At 35.3% G+C, this 14,116-nt stretch carries 9 protein-coding genes, 3 pseudogenes and 3 other annotated features; of the genes and pseudogenes, 2 read left to right on the plus strand and 10 right to left on the minus strand.

The features are described from left to right. Window positions 1-67: 67 nt before the first annotated feature. The 6 genes from aroA to AAG068_RS14480 form a co-directional block, all read right to left on the minus strand. Complete coding sequence (gene aroA, locus AAG068_RS14455; RefSeq protein WP_342714764.1) at window positions 68-1,357, minus strand: 3-phosphoshikimate 1-carboxyvinyltransferase; 1,290 nt, start codon at window positions 1,355-1,357, stop codon at window positions 68-70. A 16-nt stretch (window positions 1,358-1,373) separates the two neighbouring features. Continuing rightward, complete coding sequence (gene tyrA, locus AAG068_RS14460) at window positions 1,374-2,474, minus strand: prephenate dehydrogenase (RefSeq protein WP_342714765.1); 1,101 nt, start codon at window positions 2,472-2,474, stop codon at window positions 1,374-1,376. Further along, on the minus strand, window positions 2,467-3,567 hold the full coding sequence (gene hisC / locus AAG068_RS14465) for a histidinol-phosphate transaminase (RefSeq protein ID WP_342714766.1): 1,101 nt from the start codon (window positions 3,565-3,567) through the stop codon (window positions 2,467-2,469). Before hisC ends, tyrA begins: the two co-directional genes overlap by 8 nt. A gap of 18 nt (window positions 3,568-3,585) precedes the next feature. After that, on the minus strand, window positions 3,586-4,758 hold the full coding sequence (aroC, locus tag AAG068_RS14470; protein WP_342714767.1) for a chorismate synthase: 1,173 nt from the start codon (window positions 4,756-4,758) through the stop codon (window positions 3,586-3,588). 54 nt (window positions 4,759-4,812) lie between these two features. Next, window positions 4,813-5,032: a binding site (T-box leader), on the minus strand. Window positions 5,033-5,041: 9 nt separating this feature from the next. Beyond that, window positions 5,042-6,118, minus strand: coding sequence for a bifunctional 3-deoxy-7-phosphoheptulonate synthase/chorismate mutase (locus tag AAG068_RS14475; RefSeq protein WP_342714768.1), 1,077 nt, complete (start codon window positions 6,116-6,118; stop codon window positions 5,042-5,044). Window positions 6,119-6,312: 194 nt separating this feature from the next. After that, window positions 6,313-6,548, minus strand: a binding site (T-box leader). Window positions 6,549-6,602: 54 nt separating this feature from the next. After that, window positions 6,603-6,839: a binding site (T-box leader), on the minus strand. A 108-nt stretch (window positions 6,840-6,947) separates the two neighbouring features. After that, window positions 6,948-10,430, minus strand: a complete 3,483-nt coding sequence (locus AAG068_RS14480; protein WP_342714769.1) for a DUF4020 domain-containing protein — start codon at window positions 10,428-10,430, stop codon at window positions 6,948-6,950. Between the two features lie 181 nt (window positions 10,431-10,611). On the opposite strand from AAG068_RS14480, the gene AAG068_RS14485 reads away from it, so the two are divergent. Beyond that, window positions 10,612-11,049, plus strand: coding sequence for a YndM family protein (locus tag AAG068_RS14485; RefSeq protein WP_342714770.1), 438 nt, complete (start codon window positions 10,612-10,614; stop codon window positions 11,047-11,049). A 139-nt stretch (window positions 11,050-11,188) separates the two neighbouring features. Here the strand turns inward: AAG068_RS14485 and AAG068_RS14490 are convergent, their stop codons facing one another. The 3 genes and pseudogenes from AAG068_RS14490 to AAG068_RS14500 form a co-directional block, all read right to left on the minus strand. Continuing rightward, entirely contained in the window at window positions 11,189-11,719 is a 531-nt protein-coding gene (locus AAG068_RS14490) for a cysteine hydrolase family protein (RefSeq protein ID WP_342719768.1), read from the minus strand. A gap of 15 nt (window positions 11,720-11,734) precedes the next feature. Next, window positions 11,735-12,268: pseudogene (locus AAG068_RS14495) on the minus strand (GNAT family N-acetyltransferase); the annotation flags it as partial. Window positions 12,269-12,281: 13 nt separating this feature from the next. Next, window positions 12,282-12,587, minus strand: a complete 306-nt coding sequence (locus AAG068_RS14500; RefSeq protein ID WP_342714771.1) for a YfzA family protein — start codon at window positions 12,585-12,587, stop codon at window positions 12,282-12,284. Between the two features lie 101 nt (window positions 12,588-12,688). On the opposite strand from AAG068_RS14500, the pseudogene AAG068_RS14505 reads away from it, so the two are divergent. Further along, window positions 12,689-13,213, plus strand: a pseudogene (locus tag AAG068_RS14505) (kinase). Between the two features lie 9 nt (window positions 13,214-13,222). Here AAG068_RS14505 and AAG068_RS14510 read toward each other — a convergent pair. Then, window positions 13,223-13,906 (minus strand): annotated as a pseudogene (locus tag AAG068_RS14510) (hypothetical protein). Window positions 13,907-14,116 lie beyond the last annotated feature (210 nt).

The raw sequence follows: 14,116 nt of genomic DNA on the forward strand, positions 1-14,116 counted from the left end.
TTATATCGACTTAACGATAGGACCAATATAAAAAAGCAGATACATCTCGTATCTGCTTCTCATCACTTTATTTAGCTAACTTTTGAAGTTCTTCGAAGAAGGTAGGGTATGATACGCCTACTGCTTCTGCATCTTCAATTGTTGTTTTTCCTTCTGCGATACATCCAGCGATTGCGAGCATCATTCCGATGCGGTGATCACCGTAACTATTTACTGTATTGCCTTTTAAAGCTGATTTCCCGTAAATAATCATTCCGTCGTCAGTTGCATCTATGCGAGCTCCTAGCTTTGTTAATTCTGCTACGACTGTATCAATACGGTTCGTTTCTTTCACTTTTAATTCATGCGCATCTTTAATTACTGTAATTCCTTCTGCTTGCGTTGCCGCTAATGCAATAACAGGAATCTCATCAATTAATCTTGGGATAATATCTCCGCCAATTTCAATTCCTTTTAATGAAGATGTTTCAATCGTAATGTTTGCAGCTGGCTCTGATGATCCTTCGTTAATTGGCTCTACAGTGAACGTAGCACCCATTTTCTCTAAAACATCAATAATACCTGTACGAGTTGGATTCATCCCTACATTTTGTAATACTAGTTTACTATTTGGAATGATTGCACCCGCTACTAGGAAAAATGCAGCTGATGATACGTCACCTGGCACTTGAACATCTGTTGCTGTTAGCTTTTGTCCACCTGCAAGTTTCACTGTTTTTCCTTCGCGCGTTACTATAACGCCAAATGCTTCTAGCATTCTTTCCGTATGATCACGGGAAATATGTGGTTCTGTAACAGCTGTTACACCTTCTGCACGAAGTCCTGCAAGTAAAATAGCTGACTTTACTTGTGCGCTTGCTACAGGCGAAGTGTATTGGATAGCTTTTAAATTTCCGCCACGTATTGTTAGCGGTGTGAACGTTCCTTCTTCGCGGCCATCAATGTTTGCACCCATTTGTTTTAATGGGTTCGTAACACGTTTCATCGGTCTTTTTGCGATAGATGCATCACCTTGTACACAAGAGAAAAATGGTGTATTTGCCAAAATCCCTGACATTAAACGTATAGTTGTACCAGAATTACCAACATCTAATACAGTTTTCGGTTCTTGTAATCCTTCTAATCCTTTACCAACTACAATGACTTCATCACCGTTTTGCACGATGTCTACTCCCATTTCTTTAAAACAAGAAATCGTACTTAAACAATCTGCACCGGGTAAGAAACCTTTAATTGTTGTTTTTCCCTCTGCAATCGCGCCGAACATGACAGCACGGTGAGAAATGGATTTATCCCCTGGAATTGTAATGTTGCCATTTAATCCGTTATTAACAAGTTGAATTGTTCTTTCCTTCACGTTTTCACCTTCTCATTTAAATTGTTTCATAAGTTTGGTATTTTTCTTCTCCAAGCGCTAGTTTCGCTTGCATACGATCTTCTTCTCTTTGGAAGCTAATACGTAATACTCCAAGCAATCCTTCACGCGCTTCTAATATTTGCAAGTTCGTAATACTAATTTCTTCGCGCGCCAAAATGCTCGTAATATGAGCCAATGCCCCTACTTTATCTAAAACATCGACGTATAAGTCGTGATAGGCAGGAATTGCCCCTCTTTTTCGTACTGGTAAAGAGTCACGGTATTCTTTCGCGTCTGCAAAATAGTTTTGAATCTCGCCTGCATCTCCAGTAGAAACTGTATTATATAAATCTTCCATTTCAGAGATCCACTCTTTTAATAATACCATTAAATGCTCACGATTTTGTTTAACAATATCACTCCACATTTTTGGGCTACTAGATGCGATACGTGTAATGTCTTTAAACCCTCCGGCAGCTAGTTGATGAATAAGTGGATTATCTCCTGCATGTTTCTCCACTTGCTTTACTAATCCAGCGGCGATAAGATGCGGAAAATGACTAACAATCCCTGTTACATAATCATGTTCTTCCGTATTTAAAACGAGAAAATGAGATCCTGTTCCTTTTAACCAACGCTTTAGTTCTTCCACATGTTCATTTGGCACATGATTCATCGGCGTTAAAATGTAAAATGCATTTTCAAATAAATGCGCTTTTGCACTTTCAACTCCCGTTTTATGAGAACCTGCCATCGGATGTCCACCAATGAAAGAAACTTCCTTTGAAAATAAAGCTTCTGCTTCATTCATAATCGTTCCTTTTGTACTACCAACATCAGTTACAATAACATCTTCTCGTAAACGAAATGACGCTAATTTGTGTAATAACTTCTTCGTTTCTTCAACCGGAGAAGCAAAAACAATGAAATGCGCCTCTTCACATGCACGCTGTAAATCTAATTCTATTTCATCTACTACTTGTAATTCTTTTGCACGCTCTACTTGTTCTTGAAATATATCATAACCTGTTATCGTTACATCGTGCTCTTTCTTAATCGCTAATGCGAGAGAGCCTCCGATTAAACCAGTTCCAATTAAAACTACCTTTTTACGCATTTCCCTCATCTCGAGACTTTCTTTTTTTATTTTCAAAGTGTTGTTGTAACACTGAAATCACTCCTTCATTTTGCTCCCTTGTTCCGACTGTAATACGGACACCATTCGGGAACGGACGAATAATAAATCCTGCATGTGCACAAGCTTCATAAATCTCTCCTGCATTCTCAACTGGCAAGAAGATGAAATTTGTTTGTGATGAATAAAATGGAATTTCATTTTCCTTACAAAAGCTTTCGTATTGTTGTAATCCCTCTGTATTTACACGAACTATTTCCTCAATAAACTCATCATCATCAAAAGCAATCGTTGCTGCTTTTTGCGCTAATGAAGATATGTTAAATGGCAAACGTACGACATTTAATTGCTCGATTAGTTCTTCCTGTCCAATCGCATATCCAACGCGAAAAGAAGCTAATCCGTATGCTTTAGAAAATGTTCTTAGTACAAGAATATTTTTATGTTTTTCTAAAAGTGATAATGTCTCTGGAAAATCTTTTGCTGTTACGTATTCATAGTACGCTTCATCAATGACAATTAACGTATTCTCACTAATACCTTCAATAAATTGATTCAATTTTCGATCATTTACATATGTGCCTGTCGGGTTGTTCGGATTACAAATCCATACGATTTTCGTATTATTATTTACCGCTGACGAAATTTCGTCTAAATCGTATACACCGTTATTTAAAGGAATTTCTTTCACTTCACAACCTTCAATAATCGCATGATGACGGTACTGCGGGAATGTTGCACCAGCCGTCACGATGTTATCTCCTACTTTAAGTACTGCACGACTTATGATTTGAATGACTTCATCTAAACCACTACCGCAAAGTACTTGTTCCATTTGTACATATAACTTATTTGCAATTGTTTGACGGAGCGTTGTAGCACCTCCGTCAGGATATAAAGCATGTTCCAACCACGATGTTTGCAACTCATCTAAAACACGTGGTGAACAGCCGAATGGATTTTCATTCGATGCTAGTTTCACAAATGAATGATCTCCATACACTTCTTTCATTTGTTCAGGTGATTTACCTGGTTTATATGGTTGTAATGATGAGAGTTGATCTTTTACTTGCATGTTAAAACCACCTTTTTATTAAAATTCTTTTGCGTATTTATTATGTTGCGTAATGTTTTGCTGAATTAACTCTATACGATCTTTTCCGAATTGTTCGACTAGTGCATTTGCAAGTTCCCATGCTACAACAGATTCAGCTACTACTCCAGCTGCTGGTACTGCACAACTATCAGATCTTTCAATACTCGCCTGGAAAGCTGCTTTCGTATCAATATCAACACTTGCTAACGGTTTGTATAATGTAGGTATTGGTTTCATAACACCTCTAACGACAATTGGCATACCTGTTGTCATACCACCTTCTAAACCACCTGCATTATTCGTTTTTCTCGTGTATCCTTGTTCTTCATCCCATAAAATTTCATCATGCACTTTACTTCCTGGCTGCCTTGCTGCTTCAAAACCAACGCCAATTTCAGCACCTTTAAATGCATTAATACTCATAATCGCACCAGCAAGTTTGGCATCTAATTTACGATCGTAATGAACGTAACTACCAACGCCAATCGGCATTCCTTCTGCAATGACTTCAACAATACCGCCGATTGAATCTCCGCTACTTTTTGCGTTATCAATCGCATCCATCATTTCTTGTTCTACTTCTTTATCTAAACATCGAACTGGTGAGTTTTCAGTAATCGTTTGAATTTCTTCCATTGATAAGTTTGAAACATGTTTTGCTTTTACTCCGCCAATTTCAAGTACATGCCCTGCAATTTCTACGCCTAATTCTTTTAAAATTTGTTTCGCGACTGCACCAGCGGCTACACGAACTGTCGTTTCTCTTGCGGATGAGCGCTCTAGTACGTTTCTTATATCACGATGTCCGTATTTAATTGCTCCATTTAAATCTGCATGTCCTGGACGTGGTTTTGTAATTGTACGTTTCATTTCTTTACTTTCTTTTTCCGAAATTGGCTCTGCACCCATTACTTTCGTCCAATGTTTGAAATCATCATTTTTTACGATTAGCGTTATCGGTGAGCCAAGTGTCATCCCATGACGAACACCACTTACAATTTCAACTGTATCCGTTTCAATTTGCATACGTCTTCCGCGTCCGTGCCCTTTTTGTCTTCTTAATAATTCTTTATTAATATGTTCCGCTGTTAATGTTAAACCTGCTGGCACACCTTCTAAAATAACTGTTAACTGCGGTCCATGTGATTCTCCAGCTGTAATGTATCTCATTTCTCTTGCCCCTTTTCTATTTTTTTTGTACAAAAAAATCCCTACTGAGCGCTCAGTAGGGACGATGTTTATCGCGGTACCACCCTAGTTGTAGACAACTATCGTCTACCTCTCTTCTTTTTTAACGATCAATTGACCGTCTTTCCCTGCAATAGTTTGCGGAAAAGATGCTCCAAGGCTGTAATTCATGCTTACCTTTGTACTGATTCACACCGACCATCAGCTCTCTTTAACAGTGAGGTAAGCACTACTGTTTCCTCTTCAGCGCATATATGATATGGAATTAAGATAATTTATTTTTGAATCCTTTTAACTCTTCCATGAATTTATGGAATTCTGGAATATCCATTTGTTGTGCAGAATCTGATAATGCAACTGCTGGATCTGGATGTACTTCAGCCATTACTGCATCTGCGCCAATTGCAAGTGCTGCTTTCGCCGTTGGTAATAATAAATCTCTACGTCCAGTTGAATGTGTTACGTCAACGATAACTGGTAAATGTGTTTCTTTCTTTAAAATCGGTACAGCAGAAATGTCTAATGTGTTACGTGTTGCTCTTTCGTATGTGCGGATACCGCGCTCACATAGAATAATTTGGTCGTTACCTTGTGCAATGATGTATTCAGCTGCGTTAATGAACTCATCAATTGTTGCTGCTAATCCACGTTTTAATAATACTGGCTTGTTAATTTTACCTACAGCTCGTAATAAATCAAAGTTTTGCATGTTACGTGCACCAACTTGAATTACATCAACGTAGTCTAATGCCATTTCAACATCGTTTGGATTTAAAATCTCACTGATGATCGCTAAGTCGAACTCATCTGCTACTTGGCGTAAAATTTGTAATCCTTCTACTCCTAAACCTTGGAAATCGTATGGAGATGTTCTCGGTTTGAAAGCACCACCGCGCATTAATTTTAAGCCTTGGTCTTTCATCGCTTGCCCTACTTGGCGAACTTGCTCTAAGCTTTCTACCGCACAAGGTCCCATGATGAACGTTTGTGTTCCGTTACCAATCAATTCACCTTTTACATCAACGATTGTGTTTTCTTTTTTCTTTTTACGTGATACTAGTAATGCTTTACGGTTATCATCTTCTTGTAATTCTAAGCTAGCTTTGAAGATTGTTTTGAAAATATGTTGAACTGTTGATGTTTCGAATGGTCCTTCGTTATTCTCTGCGATCATATCAAGTACTTCACGCTCACGTACTGGATCAAAACGTTTCGTACCTTGTACTTGCTTTTGCTCCCCAATTTTTTGAACGATTTCACCACGTTTATTTAAAAGGTGTAATAGTTGTAAGTTAATTTCATCTACTTGTTTACGTAATTGATCTAATTCATGATTTGCCATTTGGAAATCCTCCTCTAATGTTTTAAAAATATAGTAAGAGAATGAAAAATTCTCTATTTTCTGAACTGATAAATTATACAAATTTTAAGTGGAATCGATACCTCTTCTTATTTTAAACGAATATTTACTATAAGGATACTATCTACTAGATAAAAACCCACTTTTTTGTACAAAAAATCCCTACTGATTCAATCAGTAGGGACGATATTTATCGCGGTACCACCCTAGTTGTAGACTTCTTTCGTCTACCTCTCTTCATTGTTAACGATCATCTGACCGTCTTTCCCTTCATAAAGACAATACTATCTTTACTACGAAAAAGATGCTCTAGGACTGTAATTCGCTCTTGTTTTTGTACTGGTTCGCACCAACCACCAGCTCTCTGTTACAGGGAAACAACAACTACTGCTTTTCCTTTCAACGCATGAATATTAAATTTTCAAGTTGGACCACTAAAATACAAAAAGTCCCTACTGAATAAATCAGTAGGGACGATATTTATCGCGGTACCACCCTAGTTGTAGACTAAATTTCCGTCTACCTCTCTTCACTGTTAACGATCAATTGACCGCTTTTTCTTCATAAAGACAATACTATCTTTACTACGAAAAAGATGCTCCAAGACTGTAATTCATGATTATCCCTGTACTGGTTCACACCAACCACCAGCTCTCTGTTACAGTAAGACTAACCACTACTGTGATCTCTTCATTGCACTTTGTTTATTCAAATGTTTTTTGAAATTGAATAAGTATGATTCGTATTATAGAACGCTTTTCAAAACACTGTCAACAACTTTTTATATATTTTTTTAAATTCCACTTTCGCCCTACATTTCTTCTTGTAAATTCTCCATAACAATTCCGATGCGAATTATCTCATTATCTATTGCATTTAATACACATTTTTCGGCTCCAAACCGGATTAATACTTCTTTTATTTGAAGGATTTCCGTTTCTAGTAAATCAGCTTCCTGAAGCGTTTGCAGTAAAGTGAAAAATACGTTTGCATACAATTCTTTATACATTTTTATACTCTCTGTCTTTTTAAGTATTTCATTAAATAACTGTTTTAACTCCATTTGATTCCCTTTTCCACTCACGTACGAAAACGATTTACATATTATCGATAATCCTCTTTCTACTATTTCATCCATAAATAAAATAATACGTAAAAGCATTACATATTCTCTAGCTGTAATTTCACCCATTTTCGGTCGTTCTCGTAAAAATATACTAAGCCAAGCTGTCCAAAATTTTTGTTGTTCTTTTGCACTTAACGTTTTGATGTAATAGCATAAAAACTGCATAAATTTAATTTTATTTTCTTCATTTTCTCGTATAAGCAACGGATATAACCAATCGGTTTTTTGTTCCCAATACAGTACACATTTAATAAATACAAAACTGAGCCATTTCAAGAATGCTTCCCTCGTATGCGGATGTAATACTTCCAAATGTTCTACCGCATACTGAATAAATCGCTTCATTTCTGTAAATAAAGGTAAATTGATTTGCGTGTAACATAAGCCTGCCCATGCATATTTCGTAATCTCGTTTTCCTTCTTTAAATCTAAGTACGGTAACAAATATTTTCGGCACCATTGTTTCTCAATATGATAAAGAAATGTAATATCTGCTACTAAACGAGCTAACATAAAATTTGTCCGTTCTGAACTAACTCTTACTTGTTCCTCAAATAAAAATAAGTATTCATACACGTTACGATCGTATAAATGATCATATGATAACAGTTTTAATAATACAGCTGTCATTTTTCCAACGGGATGCTGGATTGATTCATTGTAAAAATCTTGTTTTCCAAGCTTAAAATCTGTACCACTTTTCATTACTTGAGGAAATACCGCAAAAGCAAATCGTTTCACGTTGCGTATACTATTCTCCTCTAACTCTTCTAACCGATTACTAATTTCATATAGAAAACTACTAATTAACCAATGAAAAGCAGTATTTCTAACAAATTTCTGCAATAACGGAACAACTTTTTGGATTTGTTCATTTGTCAGTCCTCTGTTATTTCTCCACTCTCTAATACAAACAAACCATACTTCATTACTTATTTCGTGCATACCAACTAATTGATAAGCAAAAGAAATACTCCATTCTGTATTCAATTTACATGCTTTCGATAACATCTCTAAAAAATGGCGTTGTTCAAAAATACCATCTTGAGAAAATTGACGAACTTGTTTCATAATTTCTTCATCTTTCAACTGCAATAATCCATCAGCTGTTATATTACAAGTAATACTTTGTTCTGTCGTCTCTTTTTTTTGTACACTGAATCGATCAGAATGAAAGTGAGGATGTTTTTGCCTCATTAACTCATAACCTTTTGCAGTAGATGGACTATTCGAATCACAAGTGAATAACAAATCTAACACTAAACAAACATCAAATGCCCTCTCCTCCGCAAGGTCCTTCAATACAATTCGAATGACTTCTTCCTTTGTTTTTTCTAAAGAGAGTGCGAAATGATTTTTTATAAGTTGAAAAACTTCTTGTTTATACGTGACATCTAAAAGAAGTCCTTCTTGTAACAACCATTTCATTTTGTCATCGGCGCTAACAAATATATTTTTATTCATCGCATCAATTGCAATTCGATTTTGAAGTATGCTGTTTGCTTCTATCATTTCTGTAATATAATAATTAGCTTTTTTCTCATTGTTTTCACATAAATAGACTAAACACTCTTTTACAATTTGAATTAAAAACGCAAGATCATTTTGCTGAACCTCTTTTTCTACATTCTCCTTATCTTTTTTTTTCAGTGCCGTTTGTCTTAGTGATAACATTCGCATCTTCTCTATTCCCATCATCATAATTGGAACGGCGTAATAGGAAATATGCGGCTTCATTTTCTCATTCCAAATTTGCTCCACATAAGCAAATGTAGACACTGATAATCGACTCGATTCCTCGAGCTCTATTGATTCTTGCGTATCATTTCCCCATTTCCTCTCTCGCTTCAACTTAAGCTTTCCGTCCAAAATAAACGTTAGTAACAATAAAGCAATTTCTTTATGCTCAGGAAAAGAACATTTTTGCAGTAAGCAAGAAATTATTTCGATTGATTTACTATCTTTTTCAGCTGTTTCTAATAAAAGAAGTGCCCATCTTGCGAACAATAATGGGTCCATCTCAATTTTCGTCTCACTTAAGTAACTACAAATTGTTCTCCATAATAACGGAGATAGTTTAGATTGATTTTTAAAAATTAATTGAAATAATTCTTTTTGATGACTAAAAAGAAATTGTTCCACTAACCATTCTGCAAGTAGTTCATCTACCTCATTATAGTTTGATGTAACTAAAAATAAATTTTGTAATTTCCCTTCTGCTTCAAGCCATTCCACCCATTCATAATCATGAGCAAATTCAACAAAGTAGCGAACTGTTTCAATTTTTTTTATGGATTGTTTTATGTATGATAATTGTTCCTGCTCTACTGAAGGTGGAACTGTTACTATGTCACGAATGCGCATTCGTTTTGTAATATAATTATCCCCCATTAATTCTGCCCATCGCTTCACTGCTTTAACGAGAGATTGATGATTATTACCTTTATTCGGATATACAATCGGCCGTATTCCTAAATGCTCCCAGTGGTACGTATTATCCCCTTGTGCAACAAAAGCATAACGCCTTGTACTTGGTGGTAATCCAGTCGCTAAATATTTCATTACTGGGTCATTATGACTATATCCAACGAATAAAACAGTATAATTCGAGAATAAATCAACTAAAAACCTTCTTGCCCATCCTTCCGTCAAGTAAGCCCTTCCAAAATCACCATCTGTTAAAATTAAAGCTTCTTTCTCTTGTTCTATATTGCCATGTATGTAAGCAAGCCCTTTAAACGCTCTCCCTGTAGGTAACGCAGGTGCGTAATATACATTTAATTCTCTATTCATTTCTTTCATCGCAGTTGTAAAATGTCGATCAAAATTTGTTGTTACAATGCGGACTTCTGTATCTAAAGGAAACAACCTCGGAATCGCATAATGAAGCGGGTTCGGCTTTGACTTTTCAGTATGAACTAAATCTCTCGCAACTTGATGCACATCTTTTGTTTTCGCAATTTTACCAAGATAATAATCATGAGGTTCAGTTATTTCACGTTTTTCGACATATAACGTTTTTGCAATTTCATCAACTAAATCATCAAAATTCGGTAAGTTAGATTTCCCTTTCATAGAAACTCCCGCTCCAACAAATAATACTAACTTCCCTTGTTCAAGATGATCAATTAACTCATCTGGAATTTCTACTTCTGAAGTAATCCACATCAAGGATTCCCCCTTACCTAAAAATGTCATATACTCTCATTTTACTATAACATTTCTTTGTTATTTTTATAATATTTAGACTAAATTCCGAACATGAAAAAGTTTTATGTAAATATACCCGTTGCAATGTATGAACTCCATAATTTATTGAAAAACTATGTATAAATCGGAGGTGTAAATTTTGAATGATTTCACAGTAGTGCTTATCAAATTTATTTCGTGTATTATCGCATTCAGTATTGGACTCGCTTTATTTTTCCCTGCAACGTTCGTCCAAATTATTTCTTTCAGTCTTTTTGTAACAATCGTATCTTACATATTCGTTGATAAAATTATTTTGAATCGAATTGGCAATACTGGTGCCATTATGTCGGATTTCTTACTAACATATTTAAGTGTATGGATTTTCGGTAATATTTTATTAGACAACTATATGCAAATTGCATGGGGAAGCATCCTTTCTGCGATCGTCTTCACATTATCTGAAGTAATCGTCCATCGCTTCTCTAACTCCCGCACAAGACACCACAACGATAATATTCATATTAATCGCCGCTTTGCATATGGCACGGAATTTGCTGAAGAACAGAATATATTGGATAAAGATAAGAAGAAGTAACATTTTGATGCAGGAGCGCCCTTTTTAATTATGTGGTGCTCCTTTTTGTATATTTTCATTATGATACGTGAAATTATATCGACGATTATTTCGATATATCGACTTATCGACATGATTTCTTCTAATAAAAAACTGCCTCTTATTTAGAGACAGTTTCTTTCAAATCTTTTAATGTAACAACATCAGCAAATGCTCCAAACACTACATTATGATGCTTTACAATGCCTTCCGCACGTAACACGTCTGTATTAAACGTACTATGTGCATCACTCACTAACGTTACTTTATACCCTTCACTAAACGCTCTTCGCGTTGTCGTATCCACACAGTACTCTGTTTGCATTCCTGAAATGATAACATGTTCAATTTCTTTTTCTTGTAATACTTCGTTTAAGTTCGTCTTATGGAATGAATCTGGTGTCGTCTTTTCAACAATATTATCTCCTTCTTGCGGAGCGATGGCCGCATGAATTCGCCATCCATCCGTACCTTTTTCTAACGGACGGTCTTTAGGACCGTTATGTTGGACATAAATAACTGGAATATCATTAGACCGACATTCCCCAATAAGTTCTTGTAATATTTCTAAAAACTTTTCCCCGTTATGTACTGGCATTCCCGCTGTGTACATACCTGCTTGCACATCAATTACTATTAAAGCTTTTTTCATTTCGTGCAGCCCCCTTTGTTTGTACTCCATCATCCAACAATCCTCTAATTTCCCCTCATGAAGCTCATGTTCCTTTAACATCTTCACCTTTTTAAATCCGCATTTTTCATAACAGTTTATCGCGCGTTCATTATTTACTTTCGGGTCCATTGCGATTGCTTCTGCTCCCTTGTTCTCCATAATATATGTAATTGCTGCCTGAACGAGTTTCGTTCCAATTCCTTTTTCCCAATAAGTTGGCTCACCGATAAATTGATCCATTCCCCATACATTTTGAGATTCTTCATAGCCATATAATGCTTTCCACTCAGAATCAACTGGATACATTTGAATATAACCAATCGGCATATCATTAAACTCTATTACACATCTTTTTTCATGACTATTGGGATTATGTATGAAATGATTCAGTACCATTTCTACAGATTGCGGATTATCTCGCCCTTCGTAATACTGCAAGACTTCTGGGTCTGTTAACCATTTTGAAATGATCTGTGCATCCTCTTCTTTTACGTACCGAACCGATACTTGATCTTTTTGAAATAGCATATAATACCTCTTTTTAATTATTTATATTTTTCCTTGTTGTAAAATCTTTCATTGCACCTATTAATGCGTATGGTAACAATGTAATCGCAAAAAATGCAGTAAACACATTAAATTGAGGAATTTCATATGGAGTGAACCATTCCATGAAAAATTCAGACTGTAAAATTCTATTTAAAAACTCTCCACTTGGCTTAAAATTTGGTGCCCATCCTGTAATCTCACAAGTAATAAATAGTAATTGAACAATTATAAATGCCCCTAGATAGCGAAACCATGTCCGTTTCCAAATCGGCTGCGCTTTATTTAATTCATGTTCCATCTAGCTCCCACCTTTTTATTTCCATCCTATTAATTATACACTTTTCACAGTATATTTGTTAAATTTTTCTATATAATCATTCGTAATGGGGAGAATTCATTATGTCTAATCCTATACATAAATCAACATTAATCATTCTTAGAGGAAACCCCGCAAGTAGTAAAACAACAATCGCAAAGCAACTACAAGAACATTTCGGACATGGTACACTTTTAGTATGACAGGATGTTGTACGTAGAGATATGCTTAGAGTACACGATACGATGGGTAATTTATCGCATGATTTACTATTTGAAATTACAAAGTACGGAAAAGGAAAATGTGAGTTTGTTATTTTAGAAGGTATTTTAAACAGTCGAAGATACGGTGAAATGTTAAAAGAATTAATACATTTTTTTGAAGGAAACGCCTATACATATTACTTTGATTTATCGTTAAACGAAACGATTCGACGACATAATACAAGGGAAAAAAGGCATGAATTTGGTGAGGATTCCCTACAAAAATGGTATAATCCGCACGATACCATTAAGGTTGCCAGAGAAACTATTTTTACAGATAACTTTACGCAAAAAGATATATTTGATGCAATTCTTAATGATGTTGCAATCAAAAAACAAGACTAACATAATATGTTAGTCTTGTTTTGTACTTTGTATTTCAGTTTTTATAATTGAACAATCTTTACATAAATAATAGTATATATTCATTTCCCCAAACTGGAAATCAACTACTGAAATCAGTCCGCGTTCTTCGATATCTTGTGTAATTGTAGCAACATACTTCATCTCTTTAGAACAACTTGGACACGCCGAATTCTCTGGAAGGTCATCATATAATAGTGCCCCTAATAATCTACATACATATTCAGAACCGAACAAATCAAAAGCTTCCCAGTAACTATCTTCATCTATAGGTATGTCATCATTTTTCATATTTATAAGCTTTACCGTTGTTTTTGGTAATGAAACTGGTAACTTATATTCCTCTTCCATTATCCATTCTTCTGTATTTTGCTGCTGTATGATTTGAATTGTTTTACCTCCATCACTTAACTGAAAATATTGCGGTTCCCACACCATCGCGCAGTTCAAACATGAAACGAATGGTAAAATATTTAGTTCATTACTTTTAAGTTCAGTAAGTCTATCATCTTTTAAATCAAAACAGAGAATTTGATGCATCTTCTCACTACATAACTTACATACTGGCAAATTGCAATCTTCACTACCAAATTAATGATTATAGGAATCTTTCCCCTCAATTACTCTATACCCTTTCAACCCATTGCAATGTGCGCCATATAATTCTGTTGTCATATTCTATCCTCGCTTTAAATAGATCTAATCCAATTCATTATAAATAAAACTAACACTAGAATACACCTATACTTTAAACTTAATTACACTATTACGAGTAAAAATACATAGTAAATGATTTGATAGATAATATATTTAGTTTTTCTTTCCTGATATCAATCATATTTACTCTAAAATAAAAGCCAGTCTCAATTAAGAGAACTGACTTCT

Source organism: Bacillus paramycoides (assembly GCF_038971285.1).
Lineage (GTDB): Bacteria > Bacillota > Bacilli > Bacillales > Bacillaceae_G > Bacillus_A.